Annotated in this window: 18 protein-coding genes; 10 read left to right on the top strand and 8 right to left on the bottom strand. The window is 64.1% G+C overall.

The features are described from left to right. The first annotated feature begins 87 nt into the window (after positions 1–87). The 3 genes from AB5975_21860 (at position 88) to AB5975_21850 (ending at position 2,709) form a co-directional block, all read left to right on the top strand. Positions 88–1,005, top strand: coding sequence for an AEC family transporter (locus AB5975_21860; protein ID XDR19171.1), 918 nt, complete (start codon positions 88–90; stop codon positions 1,003–1,005). A gap of 34 nt (positions 1,006–1,039) precedes the next feature. Further along, on the top strand, positions 1,040–1,651 hold the full coding sequence (locus AB5975_21855) for a cell wall hydrolase (protein XDR19170.1): 612 nt from the start codon (positions 1,040–1,042) through the stop codon (positions 1,649–1,651). Between the two features lie 206 nt (positions 1,652–1,857). Next, positions 1,858–2,709, top strand: coding sequence for a CAP domain-containing protein (locus AB5975_21850; protein XDR19169.1), 852 nt, complete (start codon positions 1,858–1,860; stop codon positions 2,707–2,709). On the opposite strand, the gene AB5975_21845 is transcribed toward AB5975_21850, so the two are convergent. Then, positions 2,676–3,674 (bottom strand): GlxA family transcriptional regulator, encoded by a 999-nt coding sequence (locus tag AB5975_21845; protein XDR19168.1) that lies wholly within the window; start codon positions 3,672–3,674, stop codon positions 2,676–2,678. The two genes, AB5975_21850 and AB5975_21845, sit on opposite strands and share 34 nt — an antisense overlap. Before the next feature lie 102 nt (positions 3,675–3,776). On the opposite strand from AB5975_21845, the gene AB5975_21840 reads away from it, so the two are divergent. Continuing rightward, positions 3,777–4,388: a LysE family translocator gene (locus AB5975_21840; GenBank protein XDR19167.1), complete on the top strand. Its 612-nt coding sequence runs from the start codon at positions 3,777–3,779 to the stop codon at positions 4,386–4,388. A gap of 12 nt (positions 4,389–4,400) precedes the next feature. On the opposite strand, the gene AB5975_21835 is transcribed toward AB5975_21840, so the two are convergent. Both AB5975_21835 and AB5975_21830 read right to left on the bottom strand, forming a co-directional pair. Further along, positions 4,401–5,600 (bottom strand): MFS transporter, encoded by a 1,200-nt coding sequence (locus tag AB5975_21835; GenBank protein ID XDR19166.1) that lies wholly within the window; start codon positions 5,598–5,600, stop codon positions 4,401–4,403. A 102-nt stretch (positions 5,601–5,702) separates the two neighbouring features. Next, entirely contained in the window at positions 5,703–6,608 is a 906-nt protein-coding gene (locus AB5975_21830; GenBank protein ID XDR19165.1) for a LysR family transcriptional regulator, read from the bottom strand. 116 nt (positions 6,609–6,724) lie between these two features. Between AB5975_21830 and AB5975_21825 the strand changes: the two genes are divergently transcribed. The 3 genes from AB5975_21825 (at position 6,725) to AB5975_21815 (ending at position 11,102) form a co-directional block, all read left to right on the top strand. After that, positions 6,725–7,075: a cupin gene (locus tag AB5975_21825; GenBank protein XDR19164.1), complete on the top strand. Its 351-nt coding sequence runs from the start codon at positions 6,725–6,727 to the stop codon at positions 7,073–7,075. 232 nt (positions 7,076–7,307) lie between these two features. Beyond that, a complete protein-coding gene (locus AB5975_21820) occupies positions 7,308–9,725 on the top strand; it encodes a glucose/quinate/shikimate family membrane-bound PQQ-dependent dehydrogenase (GenBank protein ID XDR19163.1) in 2,418 nt (805 codons plus the stop codon). Positions 9,726–9,833: 108 nt separating this feature from the next. Next, entirely contained in the window at positions 9,834–11,102 is a 1,269-nt protein-coding gene (locus AB5975_21815; protein ID XDR19162.1) for a carbohydrate porin, read from the top strand. A gap of 58 nt (positions 11,103–11,160) precedes the next feature. Here the strand turns inward: AB5975_21815 and argE are convergent, their stop codons facing one another. Further along, positions 11,161–12,321, bottom strand: a complete 1,161-nt coding sequence (gene argE, locus AB5975_21810; protein ID XDR19161.1) for an acetylornithine deacetylase — start codon at positions 12,319–12,321, stop codon at positions 11,161–11,163. Further along, complete coding sequence (locus AB5975_21805; protein XDR19160.1) at positions 12,314–12,991, bottom strand: DUF1028 domain-containing protein; 678 nt, start codon at positions 12,989–12,991, stop codon at positions 12,314–12,316. Before AB5975_21805 ends, argE begins: the two co-directional genes overlap by 8 nt. Between AB5975_21805 and AB5975_21800 the strand changes: the two genes are divergently transcribed. Genes AB5975_21800 through AB5975_21790 form a run of 3 tightly spaced genes read left to right on the top strand, consistent with a single transcriptional unit; the run spans position 12,990 to position 15,030 of the window. Continuing rightward, positions 12,990–13,280: a hypothetical protein gene (locus tag AB5975_21800; GenBank protein ID XDR19159.1), complete on the top strand. Its 291-nt coding sequence runs from the start codon at positions 12,990–12,992 to the stop codon at positions 13,278–13,280. The two genes, AB5975_21805 and AB5975_21800, sit on opposite strands and share 2 nt — an antisense overlap. Positions 13,281–13,294: 14 nt before the next feature. After that, entirely contained in the window at positions 13,295–14,614 is a 1,320-nt protein-coding gene (locus tag AB5975_21795; protein ID XDR19158.1) for a flavin-containing monooxygenase, read from the top strand. After that, positions 14,614–15,030 (top strand): RidA family protein, encoded by a 417-nt coding sequence (locus tag AB5975_21790; GenBank protein ID XDR19157.1) that lies wholly within the window; start codon positions 14,614–14,616, stop codon positions 15,028–15,030. The genes AB5975_21795 and AB5975_21790 overlap by 1 nt, the downstream gene beginning before the upstream one ends. Here the strand turns inward: AB5975_21790 and AB5975_21785 are convergent. From AB5975_21785 to AB5975_21775, 3 genes are read right to left on the bottom strand one after another with little or no spacing between them, the layout of a single operon-like run. Further along, on the bottom strand, positions 15,021–15,851 hold the full coding sequence (locus AB5975_21785; protein ID XDR19156.1) for a sugar phosphate isomerase/epimerase family protein: 831 nt from the start codon (positions 15,849–15,851) through the stop codon (positions 15,021–15,023). The genes AB5975_21790 and AB5975_21785 overlap by 10 nt on opposite strands. Further along, positions 15,848–16,588, bottom strand: coding sequence for an SDR family NAD(P)-dependent oxidoreductase (locus AB5975_21780; protein ID XDR19155.1), 741 nt, complete (start codon positions 16,586–16,588; stop codon positions 15,848–15,850). Before AB5975_21780 ends, AB5975_21785 begins: the two co-directional genes overlap by 4 nt. Continuing rightward, complete coding sequence (locus AB5975_21775) at positions 16,585–17,934, bottom strand: MFS transporter (protein ID XDR19154.1); 1,350 nt, start codon at positions 17,932–17,934, stop codon at positions 16,585–16,587. The genes AB5975_21780 and AB5975_21775 overlap by 4 nt, the downstream gene beginning before the upstream one ends. Positions 17,935–17,965: the final 31 nt, after the last annotated feature.

Raw genomic sequence — 17,965 nt, 5'->3', positions numbered from 1 at the left:
TCTCAATAGTCAGTGCAGAAAACAACGTTTTTACAGACCGTTCCTCACCCGTAGTCTGTTCGCGTACCCGACCACGGAACGTCGATCATGCTCCACTTGCTGCTGACCACCCTGCTCCCGATCATCCTGCTGATTGCCTTGGGCACCTTCCTGCGCCTACGCGGCTTTCTTGGCGAAAGCTTCTGGCCCGGCGCCGAGCGCCTGAGCTACTACGTACTGCTGCCGTCGCTGTTTCTGCACGGCCTGGCCACTGCCAACCTTGATGGCGTACCGGTGCTGGACATGGTCGGCGCACTGATGCTTTCGACCCTGGCCGGTGCCGTATTACTGATGCTGTATCAAGGGGCGGTAAGCCACGATGGCGCCGATTTCACCTCGGTGTTCCAGGGTGGTATTCGTTTCAACAACTACATTGGTGCCACCCTGGCAGCTGGCATCTACGGCAGTGCAGGGATTGCCCTGGCGGCGGTAGCCAATGCCGCCATCGTCCCCCTGGTCAACCTGCTCTGCGTGCTGGTGTTCGCCCGCTTCAGCGCCCGCCACAGTTCACCGCTCACGGTGCTACGGGCAATCTTCGCCAACCCGCTGATCGTCGGCTGTGCGGGTGGGCTGCTGCTGAGGGCCACCGGTTTGGGCTTGCCGACCGGGATCGAGCCCACGGTCAAGGCCTTGGGCCAGGCCGCCCTGCCGCTGGGCTTGCTGTGCGTCGGCGCGGCACTGGGCGGCGCTCGCCTGGGCCAGCAGGTGCGCCCGCTGATGGCGGCGTCGGCGTTCAAGTTCCTGGTCATGCCACTGACCACCTGGGGCCTGTGCAGAGTGCTCGGCCTGAGTGGTCAGGCGGCGGTGGTGGCGGTGCTGTTCCAAGCGCTGCCCACCGCTTCGTCATCCTATGTGATGGCCCGGCAAATGGGCGGCAATGCGCCCTTGATGGCCACCATCATCGCCCTGCAGACCGTAGCGGCCGCCGCCACCCTGCCTTTGGTGTTAATGCTTACGCTTGGCTAGACTGAGACTCACTCCACCCTTCGGAAGCTTGCCCATGCGCCGTTACTGGATGCTGCTCGGCCTCACCTCGGCACTGCTCGCTGGCCCCTTGAATGCGGCCGACCCGGCCAAGGCCGCCGTCGCCGAGGACAAGGCCGAAGTGCTTGAAGAAAAGGTGGTGGAAGATGCCCCTCCCCCCAAAAAAGCTGAAAAACTGACCCCAGGCGAAGCGCAGGCGGTCGACCCGGTTGGCAAGGCGCCGTTGGATGACAGCATTACCTGCCTGGCCCGCACCATCTACTGGGAAGCCAAAGGCGCCGATGCCGAGGACATGACCGCCGTGGCCAGCGTGGTGCTCAACCGCCTGGGCCACGATGGCTTCCCGGACACCATCTGCGGGGTGGTCAAGCAGGGCGTGGAAAGCAAGGCCTGCCAGTTTTCCTGGTGGTGCGACGGGCGCTCGGATCAGGTCGAGGAAGCCCAGCGCTACGATGTCGCCAAAGAAATCGCACGCAAGGCACTGAACCAGCAGTTGAAGGACCCCACCGGCGGCGCGCTGTACTTCCACGACCGCACCGTGCACCCCGATTGGGCCAAGGCGTATCGCAAGACAGCGCAGACTACCCACTTCCTGTTCTACAAGCCGAACCAGGCGTTGGCGCGTTGATGCGAACGCGGCGGACCGTGCGGGCTCGATAAGAATGATTAGCAATTCATCGCACTTTTCCGCAGGCCAGTGGTCTACTCCCTCTTTTGCCGCCAGCAACGATTGCCGGCGCTTTCATTGCTTTGCACGAGCTAGGGCCAAAAGCCCCCGGCTTGTGTAGGATGAGCAGCGCATACCACGACGCTGCCAGTCATAGGGAGATCCACATGCGCGTCCTGTCATCCGTTGCCGCCTTGTCGCTGGGCCTGGTCGTTTCGACCGGGGTACTGGCTGTCACCGGCGAAGAGGCGCAACTGATCGATTCGATCAATGTGTACCGCAGCAAGGCCCAGCCCTGCGGTGGCGAGGCGTCGCTGGAGCTGCCGCCGCTCAATAGCGACACTCGCCTTGCGCTGTCGCCAGAAGGCACCCGCGACTTGCAACAGGCCATGACCCGCGCGGCCTACCCCATGGTCAACGTCCAGGCCATCAGCCTGTCGGGCCCGCGCGATGCGCGCGCCGCCATGCATGCCATCGAGGAAAGCTTCTGCCAGGTAGTGCTCGACCCGCAATTCGTCGATATCGGCGTCAGCCAGGAGGGCCGCGACTGGCGCATCGTGCTGGCCCGGCCGTTGCTCAGCGGCCGCCTGGGTGACTGGCAAGCCGAGGGGCAGAAAGTGCTGCAGGAGATCAACGCTGCGCGCAAGGTGCCACGCCAATGCGGTGGCCAACCCTTTGCCGCCGCCCCGCCACTGAGCTGGAGCACAGTACTGGCCGGGGTGGCTGCCAACCACACGCGGTCCATGGCCAACCAGAACTTCTTCGACCACATCGACAAGGATGGCCGCACACCCGGTGACCGGGCGGAACTGGCCGGGTACTTGTATCAGCAAATCGGCGAGAACATTGCCGCCGGGCGTGATACTGCGCACAAAGTGGTCGACGGCTGGCTGGATAGCCCAGGGCACTGCGCCACGCTGATGAACCCAGACTTCCGTGAACTGGGGGCTGCCTATGCGGTAGACCCGAAGAGCGATGCCGGGATCTACTGGACAGGCTTGTTCGGCACACCGCAGTAAGCGCTGCCTGCTCGCAAGGCCAAGGCCGTACAGCCAAACCGACGGCGCACGCACTTGCCCAGGTAGCTGGCATCGCCCAGGCCCACTTCATCGGCAATCTGCGCCAGGCTATGACTGGAGTTGAGCAAACGCCAGCGCGCCTGCTGCAAACGCATTTCCAGCCACCAGGCCTTGGCGCTCATGCCGTGGCTGGCCTGAAACTGGCGGTCCAGCTGGCGCCGGCTGATGCCCAGTTCCTTGGCCAGTTGCTCCACTGCCAACGGCGAGCCCAGGTGATGGCGCATCAGCGCCTGTGCCCGCTGCACCTGCCGCCCCTGCCCGGCGCCCAGCTCCAGCGAACGCAAGGCATGACGGCTGTCGCGGGTTTCGTCCACCAGCATATCGGCCAGCCCCTTGAGCGCGCGGGTACGCCCGCAAGCGTGTGAGAGCAGCGCAACAGCCAGGTCGATGGCGGCGGTGCCGCCGGCACACGTGATGCGATTGCCATCGATGCAGTACAACTGCTCACGCAGCAATCGCAGCTGCGGGAAGGCAGCACGAAACTCGGCTTCGTGACGCCAGTGCACCACCACCTCATGCCCCTGCAGCAGTCCGCAGGCGGCCAGCAGGAAGGCGCCATTATCGACCCCTACCAGCTTCACACCGGCCTTGCCGGCCTGGTGCAGCAGCGCCTGATAGCGTGGCGCCAGCGCGGCAGTGGCCATGGCATTGCGACCGCCGAACACCACCAGGTAGTCGAAACTGCTCAGGTCGAGCTGGCTGGCAATCGCCTCGACCTGCAGCACCGCACCACTGCTTGATTGCACCGGGTCAAGGCTGAGCCCGGCCACGGTCCAGCTGCAATAGCGCTGCTGGCTGTAGTCCTCGTCGTCGGCGCTGAAGCGCAATTTGTCGAGAAAGGCGCCAAACGGCAGCAGGGCAAAATCCGGTAACGGCAGGATCAGCAGGCGGATGTCGGGCTGCATGTCAGCGAGTCCATAAACGACCATTAAATGTCTAGATCATACTCTATCAGCCGGATCATCAGGCCCTAGACTGGCATCCCCACATCACCAGGCATTTCCAACATGGCCCTCGACACATGGCTCATCTACCTGCTGGCCAGCATCGGCCTGTCGCTGACCCCAGGGCCCAACAGCCTGTTGGCGCTGACACATGGCGCCCTGTATGGCGCGCGGCGAACGTTGTTCACCATCGTGGGCGGGGTGTTTGGCTTCAGCGCCTTGATCGCCCTGGCCATGTTCGGCCTCAGCGCGCTGCTACAAACCTCGGCTTCGGTATTGGGCGTTTTGAAGTGGGTGGGTGGCGCCTATCTGATCTGGCTGGGTATCCAGCTGTGGCGCAGCCCCGGCCTGCAATTGGAGCTGACCGAGCGCAGCGCGCGGCTCGGCAATGCCGGGTTGTTCCGCCAAGGCCTGCTGTCGGCCATGGCCAACCCCAAGGTGCTGCTGTTCTATGGTGCCTTCCTGCCACAATTCATCGACCCACAGCGTGGGCTGGTGCTGCAGTTCGTGGTAATGGCGGCGACCTTCGCCAGCGTCGAGTTCCTGGTCGAGTACCTGCTGGCGCGCCTGGCATTTCGCATTCGCCCTTGGCTGGCCAAGGGCGGCAAGGGTTTCAATCGCTGCTGCGGCAGCCTGTTCGCCTTGATTGGCGTGGCGCTGCCGCTTGGCCGATAGCACGCTCCCTGTTCAGGCGCGCCGGGCCTTCAGCAGGAAGACCAGCAACGCAACACCCGGCAAGCCTGCCCCCACCAGCGCCACCCCCTGCCAGCCAAACTGGCTGAACAACGCGCTGGCCACCGCCGACCCCAGCGCCCCGCCAAGGAAGATGCTGGTCATGTACACCGCGTTCAGCCGCCCGCGGCTGGCCGGGTCCAGTGCGTACACTTCGCGCTGGCCAATGACCATGTTCATCTGCACCGCAAAGTCCAGCAGCACGCCGGTAAGGCCCAGGCCGATCACGCTGTAACCCGGGCTTGTTAGCCCCAGCAGCAAGGCCACCGGCGCCAGCATCAGCGCCAACAGCGAGCCGGCGCGGGCATGCCCGGCATCCGCCAGGCGCCCGGCCATGGGTGCAGCGATGGCGCCCACTGCACCGACCAGGGCGAACACGGCGATCTGGCTCTGCGACAGGCCGTGTTCACTGGCCAGGGCCATCGGCACGGCCGTCCAGAACAGGCTGAACGCTGCGAACATCAACGCCTGGTACAACGAACGCTGGCGCAGCAGTGGATAACGGCGCAGCAGAGTGAGCAGCGACAGCATGAGCCCGGCATAGCTGGCCTTGTGCTCGGGACGACGCTGCGGCAGGGTCAGCGCCAGCAACAGGATGATCGCCAGCATGACTCCGGCGGCGCCAATGAACACCGCGCGCCAGCCAAAGTGGTCAGCCACCAGGCTCGAAACCGGGCGCGCCAGCAGGATACCCAGCAGCAGGCCGCCCATGATATTCCCCACCACCCGGCCACGCTGCTGTTCCGGCGCCAGGTGCGCCGCCAGCGGGATAAGCATCTGCACCGACACAGAACTGAAACCGATCAGCAGTGCGTAACCCAGGAACAACTGCCCCTGACCACTGCTGCTGGTGCCCGCCAGCAGCAGACTGAAACAGGCCAGGACAGCGGTAGCCACCATCAGGCGGCGGTTTTCCAGCAGGTCGGCAAGCGGCACCAGCAACAACAGGCCCAGGGCATAACCCAGTTGGGTAAGGGAAACGATCAGGCTGGCATGCTCGGTGGATAGCCCCAAGTCTGGGGCAATCAGCCCGACGATGGGCTGGGCATAGTAGATGTTGGCGACGATCGCGCCGCAGCAGAATGCCAGTAGCACGACCAGGGCCCGGCTCAGGCTGGCAGCTGCCGGTTGCGCTGCCGCAAGGGAGGGATTCATGCGAGGTTCCTCGACTAGGGGTATATGCTGGCTACCTTACCCATGCGCGCTTTCGCCGAGAATCCGGTCTTGGCGCAACGCGGCTTTGCGCTCTGCGCAACACTACCCGTCGTTTTTCAGTAAATTTTCGCAAAAGTCGATGAACGCGTTCACCCGCCGCGAACCCCGGTGGTTGGGCAGGTACAGGGCATTGATGCTGTTGTTGGCCGTGCCAGGGCTGGCCTGCCAGTCGGGGAATACCCGCTGCAGGCGCCCGGCCAGCACATCTGCGCGTACCAGCCAGTCGGCCAGCAGAGCGATGCCACTGCCTGCCAATGCCGTTTCACGCAGCATGTCGGCGTTGGCGCTGCGCAGCGGCCCGCTTACGTCCAGCTCCAGGCTCTCCTGGCCGCAGGCCAGGCGCCAGGGCCGCGCTTTCTGCCCGTAGCGAAAGCGCAGGCAGGCGTGCTCCAGCAATTGCCGGGGGTGCTGCAGCGGCTCACGCCCCGCCAGGTAAGCCGGGCTGGCCACCAACCAACGCTGGAAGCGACCGAGCTGGCGGCACACCAGCTCGTCATTGGGCGATGGGTCGCCCAGGCGAACCGACAGATCGTAGCGCCCGTCCAGAAGGTCATCCAGGCGGTCGCTGAGGTCGATGTCCAGCTCCAGTGCCGGGTGCCTTGCCAGGAACGGCCCCAGGTGCGGGGCGATGACCCGCCTGCCGAACTCCACTGGCAAGCACAGTCGCAATACGCCGACTGGCTCTTCGCCGCGATCGGCAACACTGGCATCAGCCTCGTCCAGCGCCTCGAAAATACCCCGTGCGCGCTCGTAGTAACGGGCACCGGCCTCAGTCAAGCTCACCTGACGCGTGGAACGGTTGAGCAAGGTGGCGCCCAGCGCCGTTTCCAGGGCATCGACCAGGCGCGTCACCGACGATGTCGCCAGCCCTAGCCTGCGCGCGGCCGCAGAAAAGCCCTGGGCATCGACGGTGGCCACGAACATCTTCATTGCCAGGAGTTTGTCCATTTGCTGGCCACCTTCCAAAACTCGGAAAGTTCTTACAAACGGCCGGGCGGGTCAAGAAGCGCGCTGCATGGCATTTGCGTCCATAGTGGCATCACACCTTCACAGCGAGGCTTTCCATGATACCGAACAACCTGCTGGCCGCCCTGCCGCCCTGCGACCCCGCCAGTGCCGAACATGTCGACGAACTGCTCAGCCGCCCAGGGGTGCGCGTGGAGCGTATCGTCTCCAGCGGCCAGGCCAGCCCGCCCGGTTTCTGGTACGTCCAGGCCGAAGGCGAGTGGATCGTGCTGCTCAGTGGAGCTGCGGGGCTGCGCTTCGAGCACGAGCACCACACCCGCCTGTTGGCGCCGGGCGATTGCCTGGATATTCCGCCGCACTACCGCCACCGCGTGGAATGGACCGCACCCGGCACGGCCACCATCTGGTTGGCGGTGTTCTATGGCAGTAGTTCCCCGTGGCCAGCCTGAAGCTGAGGCTGAACGTGGGCGCGCAACACACTCGACGAAAGTATGAATGCCGGTTGCAAAAACGGCAGAAACTCCCCGTTTAATGCTTTTTTCAGCACCTGATCTAGACTTTTAGCGACACCTTCACACGTTCAGCCCTGCGACAATCAGCCTCAGAAAATTATGTACCAACTTGTTAATTAGCAAGCTAAGGGCTTAGACTGCGCGCATTCCACCTGCTGAGATCCCTGGCATGAAAGAAACACCGCGCGCCTCTGGCGCCCCAAACATCATTCTGATCGGCCTGGGCGTAATCATCGCCCTGCTCGGCCTCCTCCTGGCTGCCGGCGGCGTCAAGCTCGCCGGCCTGGGCGGCTCCTGGTACTTCCTGATCGGCGGCCTGGCCATGGCCATCGCCGGTGTACTCATTGCTCGCCGCAAGCTGGCTGGCGCCTGGCTGTATGCCGCGTTCCTGATCGGCACCGTGATCTGGGCACTGAGCGATGTCGGCCTGGTGTTCTGGCCGTTGTTCTCGCGCCTGTTCATGTTCGGCGCAATCGGCATGGTGGTGGCACTGGTCTACCCGCTGCTGGTGCGTACCAATGGCGCCAGCGCCGGTCGCGGTGCCTACGGTATCGCCGGGGTAATGGCGGTGGTGTTGGTGATCGCTGCCGGCAACATGTTCGTTGCCCACCCAAGCGTCGCCCCCACCGGCAAAGGCCCAGGCATGACCCCGGTCGAAGCCGGCAAGGAACAGAAAGACTGGGCCCACTACGGCAACACCGAAGGTGGCAGCCGCTTCGCCGCGCTGGACCAGATCAACCGGGACAACGTCAACAAGCTGAAAGTGGCCTGGACCTACCACACCGGTGACGTCGCCATCAGTGACGGCAACGGTGCCGAAGACCAGCTGACACCGCTGCAGATCGGCAACAAGGTGTTCATCTGCACCCCGCACAACAACCTGATCGCCCTCGATGCCGACACCGGCAAAGAACTGTGGAAAAACGCAATCAACGCCCAGTCCAAGGTCTGGCAGCGTTGCCGTGGCATGGCCTACTTCGACGCCACTGCCGCCATCGCTCAGCCGACCCAGCCGAACAGCTCGCCGATTACCGGCGGTAGCGTAGCGGCGGGTGCCAACTGCCAGCGTCGCCTGCTGACCAACACCATCGATGGCCGCCTGATTGCCGTCGACGCCGACACCGGCGAGTTCTGCCAGGGCTTTGGCAACAATGGCCAGGTCAACCTGATGGCCGGCCTGGGCAATGTCCCGGACTCCTACTACCAGCTCTCCTCGGCACCGCTGATGGCCGGTACCACCGTGGTGGTTGGCGGCCGCGTTGCCGACAACGTCCAGACCGACATGCCAGGTGGCGTGATCCGTGGCTTCGACGTGATCACCGGTGAAATGCGCTGGGCCTTCGACCCGGGCAACCCGGAAGATCGCCAGGCACCGCAAGGCGACAGCACCTATGTGCGCAGCACGCCGAACAGCTGGGCACCGATGTCCTACGACCCGGCGATGAACACCGTGTTCCTGCCGATGGGCTCGTCGTCCACCGACATCTACGGTGTTGAGCGCAACAAGCTGGACCACACCTACGGCGCTTCGGTGCTGGCCCTGGACGCCACTACCGGCAACCAGAAGTGGGTATACCAGACCGTGCACAACGACCTCTGGGACTTCGACCTGCCGATGCAGCCAAGCCTGATCGACTTCACCAAGGATGACGGCCAGTCGGTACCTGCGGTAGTGATCGGCACCAAGGCCGGGCAGATCTACGTGCTCGACCGCGCCACCGGTAAGCCGTTGACCCAGGTCGACGAAGTACCCGTCAAGCCAAGCAACATCCCGAACGAGCCATACTCCCCAACCCAGCCCAAATCGGTAGGCATGCCGCAGATCGGCGCACAGACCCTGACCGAGTCGGACATGTGGGGTGCCACCCCGTATGACCAGCTGCTGTGCCGCATCGACTTCAAGAAAATGCGCTACGACGGCCTGTACACCGCGCCGGGCACCGACCTGTCGCTGAGCTTCCCAGGTTCGCTGGGTGGCATGAACTGGGGCAGCATTTCCACCGACCCGGTGCATGGTTTCATCTTCGTCAACGACATGCGTCTGGGCCTGTGGATCCAGATGATCCCGTCGCAGAACAAAGGTGGCGCGGCCTCTGGCGGTGAGGCACTGAACACCGGCATGGGCGCGGTACCACTCAAGGGCACGCCGTATGCCGTGAACAAGAACCGCTTCCTGTCGGTAGCGGGCATTCCATGCCAGGCGCCGCCGTTCGGCACCCTGACCGCCATCGACATGAAAACCCGCCAGGTGGCCTGGCAGGTACCCGTGGGCACCGTTGAAGACACTGGCCCGCTCGGCATCCGCATGCACCTGCCGATCAAGATCGGCCTGCCAACCCTGGGCGGCACCCTGTCGACCCAAGGCGGCCTGGTGTTCATTGCCGGCACCCAGGACTTCTACCTGCGCGCCTATGACAGCAGCAACGGTAACGAAATCTGGAAAGCTCGCCTGCCAGTGGGCAGCCAGGGCGGCCCGATGACCTACGTTTCGCCGAAGACCGGCAAGCAGTACGTGGTGATCACTGCTGGCGGCGCCCGCCAGTCGACTGACCGTGGCGACTACGTGATTTCTTACGCGCTGCCGTAAGACCGCGTCGCCTTCTTCGCGAGCACGCCCGTTCCCACAAGGCCCACAGCGGCCATGTAGGCACGGGTTTGCCCGCGAATGGCCCCAAAGACAACCCGAGATTCAGCAATGCCATCCGCAATTCGCATCACCCCCACCCTGCTGCTGGCCCTGGCCAGCACCACAGCCCTGGCCGACGGCGACCTGCTGACCCGCAGCACCCTGACCGGCGACTGGGGCGGCCTGCGTCATCAACTCGAAGAAGACGGCGTCAAAGTCACCGGTGACTACAGCGGCGAAACCGCCTACAACGCCCACGGTGGTTTGCACCGATCGGCGCGCTATTCGCAGAACGTCAAGCTGGGCGTGCAGTTCGACCTGTCGAAGCTGTACGGCCTGGACAACGGCGGCAAAGTCCAGCTGACCGTCAACGACCGCCGCGGTAACAGCGCGTCGGAAGACCTGGTAGGCAACCGCCTGCCGATCCAGGAAAACTTCGGTGGCCTGTACACCCGCCTGACCGAGCTGAGCTACGAGCGTACCCTGTTCACTCCGGCGCTCAACGTTAAGCTTGGCTACATGGCCATGGGCAACGACCTCGGCGGCCTGGACAGCGGCATCCTGTGCAACTTCATGAACGCCGGCTTCTGCGGCCACCCGCTGAACATGTCCGGTGGCAGCGGCTGGACCAACTACCCCAATGCTCACCTCGGCGTGCGGGTGAAGTACGACCTGTCGCCTTCCTGGCAGCTGCGCGTGGCGGCGTTCAACGTAGACCCCGAGAGCAACGGCAACTCCAGCCGCGCCTGGCACCTGGGGCCCAAGCACACCACCGGCACCGTGGTACCGGTGGAGCTGGTGTACAAGCTGCAGGGTGAACTGCCGGGCGAGTACAAGCTCGGTTACTACTACGACAGCTCCGATGTGAAACGCATCGGCAGCGACGACGAAGTATCCGGCCGCTCAGGCCACTACCTGCTGGTCGACCAGGCGGTATGGAACGACCAGGGCTCGCCAGGCCGTAGCCTGCACGCCTTCGGCCAGTACTCGGCGTCGAGCAAGGCCGCCTCGCCGTTCACCAAGTGGTATGGTGCCGGTGTGGTGCTGTACAAACCGTTCGAAGGCCGCCCGAAAGATACCGTGGCACTGGGTTACGGCCGTGCCGTACCTAATCCGCGTAGCCGCGATGTGCTTGAAGATGCCGCCTTCAACGCTGGCCAGCAGTTCCCCGATATCGACAGTGCCGAGCAGTTGATCGAACTGAGTTATGGCTACCAGGCCACACCGTGGCTGAACCTGCGCCCAGATGTGCAATACATCATCGAGCCAGGGGCGTTCTCGGGGAAGGACATCGACAACGCGCTGGTGGTGGGCCTGCAGGTCAAGGCTACCTTCTGATTCGCCAGGGCCTCGCTGTGGCCCATTCGCGGGTGTACCCGCGAAGACGCCACAGCTATCAATCCTGCTTGAGGTAATCGACCAGCCTGAGCAGCATGGCATCACAGCCCTGCAACTGCTCCACACTGACAAACTCATCCGGCTTGTGCCCCTGGTCCATGCTGCCAGGCCCGCACACCACGGTCGGGATGCCGGCCTGGTCGAACAAGCCGCCTTCGGTACCGAACGCCACCGTGCCGAACTCATTCGAGCCACTGAGCAATGCCACCAGCCGCGCAGCCTCACTGTCCTGCGGTGTGGCCAGCCCCGGATAGGCGCTCAGCGGCTCCAGGCGAATGGCGCTGGCGGCATTGACCTTGCGCATACGCGGCAGCAACTCGGCCTCTGCATAAGTCTGCAACTGATCGGCCACCGCCTGCGCCTCGAACCCTGGCAGCGCGCGCACTTCAAAATCGAATTCACATTCGGCGGGCACGATGTTCAGCGCCCTGCCCCCTTTGATTACCCCGGTCTGCACCGTGGAAAACGGCGGGTCGAAGCGCTCGTCATGATGCTGCGGCAAGGCCAGTGCATCACCGATGTCACCCAACTTGCCGATCAGTTTCGCCGCGTACTCGATGGCATTCACCCCAGACGGCGCATACGCCGAGTGGCAGGCCGCGCCATGCACCTGGCAGCGCATTGCCAGCTTGCCCTTGTGCCCCAGCACCGGCTTGAGCTCGGTGGGTTCGCCAATCAGGCACAGTCGGGGTTTGTGCGGGCGCTGTTCGAGGGCTTCCAGCATCGAGCGTACGCCCAGGCAACCGACTTCCTCGTCGTAGGAGAACGCCAGGTGCACGGGCATGCGCAACGGCTGGGCGAGGAACGCGGGCACGGCTGCCAGCACCGACGCGATGAAACCTTTCATGTCAGCCGTGCCGCGACCATACAGGCGCCCGTCGCGTTCGCTCAGGGCGAACGGCTCGACGCTCCAGGCCTGGCCATCCACCGGCACTACATCTGTGTGCCCCGACAGCACCACGCCGCCTACGTCCTTGGGGCCGATGGTGGCGAACAGGTTGGCCTTGGTGCCCTCCGGGTTATGGAACAGTTCGCTTTCCACCCCCAGTTCCGCCAGGTAATCACGGATAAAGCCGATCAGCTGAAGGTTGGAGTCCCGGCTGACCGTGGCAAAGCCGATCAGCCGGGCCAGCAGCGCGCGGCTGGCAAATTCACTCATCGCCTGGCACCCCGTAGCTTGGCGCGGCGGTCGGGTTGAGGGCGCGGGTGACATAGTCCTGCATCTGTGGCCGATAGGCTTGCCACAAGCCATCGAGCACACCGATCGGGTCTGCATCGGCCCAGTCGACGCGCAGGTCCACCAGTGGCCAGGTCAGTTCGCCAGCAATCTTCAACGCCGCCGAGTGCACCGGCCCGGCTTCGCCACCGGCGGCCATCGCCGCGTGCATGGCCGCCAGCAGGCGGTCGGCCAGGTGCCCACCCGCCTGCTCGAAAGCCAGCACCATGGCCTCTATTACCTGGGTAGAAGACAGCAGGTTGCCCGCCGCTGCGCAGTGTTCGCCGGCCACCGCATTGTGTGTACCCAGCGCTTCGCGCCCCGTGAACAGCGCCACTTGCCCCTGGCTGTCGATCACCGTGACCTGGCGATACTCACTCCAGCCGTTGGCACTCAGCACCCGGTCCAGGGCCGCGGCGGGTGGCAACTGGCCTTGCTCCATGGCATCGAGAATCTGCGGGCCCAGTGCCGGCAGGGTGATGTTCTGGGTAGAGACCGCGCCTACACCGGCGCGCACCCACGGGCAACGGGCGCCTACGGCGATGCTCGACGAGCTGATGGCGATGCCGACCTGGCCGGTTTCCTGGCAGCGGCCAATGATGGAGAAGGTCATGGTGAAGCTCCTGTTGTCCTGTGCGATGCAGGGCATTCTGGGCGCAACCTTCTACCCCACGAAACAAACATTTTCCTGTGCTTTGAGCAGGAAAAAACTAAGCCCGCAAAAGTGCGCCAAACACCACACGAAAACCCCCTTAAAGTTTGCTACAGGCCATGCAATTCAAGGCCTTCGCCGTTTTATCGGCAAGCACCAGCTAAATACTATTTTCGCCATTCGTGCCGCATCCCTAGTCTGGCTCCAGACAACGGCGGTCCTCCAAACCGACCTGACAACAACCGCCTGAACAAGGGCTCGGACATGACACTGAACAACCTCGAAATCGACACCCTCGTCGTCGGCGCCGGCCAGGCCGGCGTGGCCATGAGCGAACACCTGAGCAAGCTTGGCGTGCCGCACCTGGTGCTGGAGCGCAACCGTATCGCCGAGGCATGGCGCACTGGCCGCTGGGACTCGCTGGTCGCCAACGGCCCGGTCTGGCACGACCGCTTCCCGGGGCTGGAATTCAACCTCGACGCCGACGCCTTCGCAGGCAAGGACCAGGTGGCCGACTACTTCGAGCAGTACGTACGCAAGTACAACCTGCCGGTACGCACCGGCATTGAAGTAAAGCGCGTAGTTCGTAACAGCGACCGCCCCGGCTTCACCATCGAAACCAATGAAGGCGTGATTCGCGCCAACCGAGTGGTCGCCGCCACCGGCCCGTTCCAGAAGCCGGTGATCCCGGCCATTGCGCCTAAAGACAGCAACCTGCATCAGATCCACTCCGCCGCCTACTTCAACCCAGAGCAACTGCCCGAGGGCGCGGTATTGGTGGTTGGTGCCGGTTCCTCCGGCGTGCAGATTGCCGAAGAGCTGATGCGCGCCGGGCGCCAGGTGTACCTGTCGGTCGGCGCCCACGACCGCCCGCCGCGTGCCTACCGCAACCGCGACTTCTGCTGGTGGCTGGGCGTGCTGGGTGAGTGGGACGCAGAAATCGCCAAGCCCGGACGCGAGCACGTGACGATCGCCGTCAGCGGCGCCCGTGGCGGCCACACCGTGGACTTCCGCGCCCTCGCCCACCAGGGTATGACCCTGGTCGGCCTGACCCAGTCGTTCGAGAACGGCGTGGCGCACTTCCAGGACAACCTGGTCGAGAACATCAACCGCGGCGATGAAAACTACCTGGCCCTGCTGGATGCCGCCGATGCCTACATCGAATGCAACGGCCTGGACCTGCCGGAAGAACCCGAAGCCCGCACACGCCTGGCCGACCCGGCCTGCATGAGCAACCCGCTGCAGCAATTGGACCTGGCCAAGGCCGGCGTCAGCAGCATCATCTGGGCTACCGGTTACGGCGTGGACTTCAGCTGGCTGCAGGTGGACACCTTCGATGCCAACGGCAAGCCCCAGCACCAACGCGGCGTGGCCCGCGAACCCGGCGTGTACTTCCTTGGCCTGCCGTGGTTGTCCCGCCGTGGCTCGTCGTTCATCTGGGGCGTGTGGCACGACGCCAAGCACGTCGCTGGCCACATCGCCACGCAACGCACCTACCTGGCCTACCGCGACCGCGAACAGCGCGAAGCGGATGAGCAGCAAACCAACATGATCAGCAACGTCAGCACCCTCGGAGCCCACTGATGCCTACCCATACTCGCATCCGCATGTTCAACACCAAGGAAACCTACCCCAACCAGACCCTGGACAACGACCTGTGCCAGGCCGTGCGGGCCGGCAACACCATTTATGTGCGAGGCCAGGTAGGTACCGACTTCGAAGGCAAACTGGTGGGCCTGGGTAACCCGCAGGCGCAAACCGAACAAGCAATGAAGAACGTCAAGCAACTGCTTGAAGAAGCTGGCTCGGACCTGTCGCACATCGTCAAGACCACCACTTACATCACCGACCCGCGCTTCCGCGAGCCGGTGTACAAGGAAGTGGGCAAGTGGCTGAAGGGCGTATTCCCGATCTCCACCGGCTTGGTGGTCGCCGGGTTGGCCCAGGCCGAGTGGCTGATGGAGATCGACGTGATCGCCGTGGTGCCCGATCAGGAATGACCGGCGGCCTGCAGGGTGGACGGGAACCGCCGCCTGCCCTGCAACCACGCCTGGGTTACTCGTGCCGCCGCTTGTAACCGCTGTTCTGCGGGCACGCCAGCGGATGGCACCTCTACACTGACGCACAGCTGCGTCGGTAACGCCGCCACCAACGCGGCCAGCGGCAGTTGCCCTTGCCCCGGCAGCATACGGCCCTCACGCGCTTCCGCGATGATCAGCTCCTCTACGGGCGCCAGCAACGGCGCATCACACAGCTGCACCGCACGCAGCAGACGCGGATCGACCCCGGCGAGGTCGGCCACCTGGCCACCGGAGCGGAACAGGTGCAAGGCATCGACCAGTACGCCGCCGTTGTCCTGCCCCGCCCCTGTCACAACCGTGCATGCCTGTTGCAGGGTTGCCACTGGCCGCCAGCGCATGAACTCCAGGTCCACACGCAGGCCATGACCACGCGCCAGTTCACACAGCGCCGCGAAATTGCCGGTCAGCCGCGCTACATCGTCGTCGTCCCCGGACACCGTCAGGCTCAGCGCCCCCAGCTCGGCACCTGCGGCCAACAGCGGTTGGTAATCGGCAACCTGTGCCTGTGCCGTCAATGCAACAAACTCGATATCGGTAACACGCACACCTTCACCCGCCATCACCGCCCGCAGTTCGCGCAGCGCCTGGCTACCCGGCGCAACCGGGTACGCCTGTGCACCCGGCATCACCGGGTGCAGGCGCAGCCCAACCGCGCTAAAGCCCGCGCGCCGCGCCTCACGTACCAGCCTGGCCGGCGCCAGTTCCAGGGCGGTGAGGTGCGCCACGCCCAGGCCATTCAATAGGTCGCCCTCCCGCCGCTGAGGTCGAAGACGAAGCCGGTGGTAAAGCTGCACTCCGGCCCGGCAATCCAGCTGACCATATTGGCGATCTCCTCGGCCTTGAGGAACCGCCCCATGGGGATCTTGGCCTTGCTCGCGGCAATGTGCTCGGCCGTCATCTCGGCCATCAGCGGGGTCTCGACCATGGCCGGTGCCACGCAGTTGAGCAGCACGCCGTCCTGCGCCAGCTCCTTGGCCGCTGCCTTGGTAAAGGCGATGACCCCAGCCTTGGCTGCCGAATAGGCCGAGATGTACTGCACGCCATCCTTGCCGGCCATGGAGGCGATATTGACGATGCGCCCGTAGCCGTTGTCACGCATATGCGGGATGGCGGTACGGCAGCAATAGAACACGCCGTTCAGGTCAATGGCGATGACCTTGTCCCAGGCCTCTGGCGGGTACTCCCACGACGAAACCACAGGGCCATTGATGCCAGCGTTGTTGACCAGAATCTGCACCTGCCCTATACGCTTCAGCGTCTCGGCGAAGGCTGTCTCTACCGAGGCCAGCGACGATACATCCACCGCCTGGCGCAGCACGGGCTCAAAGCCGTTTTCCGCGTTGCTCCAACCCTCCACGGCGAGGTCCCAGATCACAACCTGGGCGCCGGCGGCATGCAGGCGCTGGGCAATCGCCAGGCCGATGCCACGCATCCCTCCGGTGACGATTGCGGTCTGGCCTTGCAGGTACTGGCTCATTGTTTTGCTCCATTTTCGACTGAAGGAATCTCCGGCAAGCGACGCAGGTCGCTGACCATGAACAGGTAGCACAGCGCACCGAGTACGGTGATCGACGACACGAATGCCAAGGCCCAGACGAACGAGCCTGTCAGCGAGACGATGATGCCGATGGTCAACGGCGTGACGATGCCTGCTGCGTTGGCGAACAGGTTGAACAAGCCGCCGCTGAGGCCCAGCAGGCCTTTGGGGGCGATATCGGACACGATCATCCAGGCCAGCGCCGACATGCCCTGGGCAAAGTAGGCGATGCACAGGATGGCAATCACCAGCGCGTCGGACTCGACGTAGTTGGCCAGCACGATCACCGACGCGGTAAGCAACCCGGCGATTACCGGCAGCTTGCGCGCCACGTTCAGCGAGTAGCCGCGGCGCAGCAACGCGTCAGACAGCCAACCGCCGACCAGCGTGCCCAGCGAGGCGGCAATGAATGGCAGCACCGCTACCCAGCCGACCTTGAGCCAGGGCATGTGCCGCTCGGTCACCAGGTAGGTGGGGAACCAGGTGAGGAAGAACACGTTGGTCGAATTGCAGGCGAACTGGCCCAGGCAGATGCCCAGCATGTTGCGGTGCTTGAGCAACGCCGGAATCTGCGACCAGCGGAACGACGTGGCTTTCTGCCCACCATCTATCACCCCACCGCCAGCGGCGATGTAGTCCAGCTCGGCCTGGTTGGCCGTGGTCGACTGGTGTGGCTCGTGGTATTTGCGCCACCACACCAGGCCATAGAGGATGCCCATCAGGCCGACCGCCAGCAGCAGGAAACGCCAGCCGTAAGCGTGCAGCACCCAGAACAGCAGCGGGGTCAGAAACGCCAGCCCGGTGTATTCGGCAAAGGTGTAGATACCGGTCGCCCTGGCCCGCTCGCTCTGCGGGAACCAGGTGGCCACCACCCGGCTGTTGGTGGGAAAGCATGGTGCTTCAGTCATCCCCACCAGAAAGCGCATGCCCAGCAACGACAGGAAGCCCTGCGCCAGCCCTTGCAGCCCGGTGAACAGCGACCACAAGGTCAGTGCCAGCCAGTAAGTGAGCTTGGTGCCCAGCCGGTCGATGAGGATGCCGCCCGGAATCTGCGCAGCGGCGTAGGTCCAGGAAAAGGCGGAAAAGATCACCCCCATCATCGCTGCGTTCAGGCCCAAGTCAGCACTGATACTCGGCGCGGCAATACCCATCACGCTGCGATCGAGGTAGTTGATCATGGTACCGCCGGAAATCAGCGCCAGGATCATGAAACGGGTGCGGGTGCGTTGCTGGACGCGCGCAGGGGTGTCGAACACCCCGAGGCTGGCGTTCTGTTCAGTGGTCATGACGGTTGCTCTCTTGTTATTGGAATGGCAA

The sequence above is a fragment of the Pseudomonas putida genome, from assembly GCA_041071465.1.
GTDB classification, from domain to species: Bacteria; Pseudomonadota; Gammaproteobacteria; order Pseudomonadales; family Pseudomonadaceae; genus Aquipseudomonas; species Aquipseudomonas putida_P.
The sequence above is the reverse complement of the archived record's forward strand: the minus strand, read 5'-3'. Positions and strand labels throughout refer to the sequence as shown.

What these genes read in the sequence shown, in the direction of transcription:
- AB5975_21825 (XDR19164.1), top strand. Translation starts at nt 6,725, where the DNA reads ATGATACCGAACAACCTGCTGGCCGCCCTGCCGCCCTGCGACCCCGCC.
- AB5975_21800 (XDR19159.1), top strand. Translation starts at nt 12,990, where the DNA reads ATGGTGAAGCTCCTGTTGTCCTGTGCGATGCAGGGCATTCTGGGCGCA.
- AB5975_21805 (XDR19160.1), bottom strand. Translation starts at nt 12,991, where the DNA reads ATGACCTTCTCCATCATTGGCCGCTGCCAGGAAACCGGCCAGGTCGGC.
- AB5975_21790 (XDR19157.1), top strand. Translation starts at nt 14,614, where the DNA reads ATGCCTACCCATACTCGCATCCGCATGTTCAACACCAAGGAAACCTAC.
- AB5975_21860 (XDR19171.1), top strand. Translation starts at nt 88, where the DNA reads ATGCTCCACTTGCTGCTGACCACCCTGCTCCCGATCATCCTGCTGATT.
- AB5975_21845 (XDR19168.1), bottom strand. Translation starts at nt 3,674, where the DNA reads ATGCAGCCCGACATCCGCCTGCTGATCCTGCCGTTACCGGATTTTGCC.
- argE (XDR19161.1), bottom strand. Translation starts at nt 12,321, where the DNA reads ATGAGTGAATTTGCCAGCCGCGCGCTGCTGGCCCGGCTGATCGGCTTT.
- AB5975_21775 (XDR19154.1), bottom strand. Translation starts at nt 17,934, where the DNA reads ATGACCACTGAACAGAACGCCAGCCTCGGGGTGTTCGACACCCCTGCG.
- AB5975_21780 (XDR19155.1), bottom strand. Translation starts at nt 16,588, where the DNA reads ATGAGCCAGTACCTGCAAGGCCAGACCGCAATCGTCACCGGAGGGATG.
- AB5975_21795 (XDR19158.1), top strand. Translation starts at nt 13,295, where the DNA reads ATGACACTGAACAACCTCGAAATCGACACCCTCGTCGTCGGCGCCGGC.
- AB5975_21850 (XDR19169.1), top strand. Translation starts at nt 1,858, where the DNA reads ATGCGCGTCCTGTCATCCGTTGCCGCCTTGTCGCTGGGCCTGGTCGTT.
- AB5975_21815 (XDR19162.1), top strand. Translation starts at nt 9,834, where the DNA reads ATGCCATCCGCAATTCGCATCACCCCCACCCTGCTGCTGGCCCTGGCC.
- AB5975_21820 (XDR19163.1), top strand. Translation starts at nt 7,308, where the DNA reads ATGAAAGAAACACCGCGCGCCTCTGGCGCCCCAAACATCATTCTGATC.
- AB5975_21855 (XDR19170.1), top strand. Translation starts at nt 1,040, where the DNA reads ATGCGCCGTTACTGGATGCTGCTCGGCCTCACCTCGGCACTGCTCGCT.
- AB5975_21830 (XDR19165.1), bottom strand. Translation starts at nt 6,608, where the DNA reads ATGGACAAACTCCTGGCAATGAAGATGTTCGTGGCCACCGTCGATGCC.
- AB5975_21840 (XDR19167.1), top strand. Translation starts at nt 3,777, where the DNA reads ATGGCCCTCGACACATGGCTCATCTACCTGCTGGCCAGCATCGGCCTG.
- AB5975_21835 (XDR19166.1), bottom strand. Translation starts at nt 5,600, where the DNA reads ATGAATCCCTCCCTTGCGGCAGCGCAACCGGCAGCTGCCAGCCTGAGC.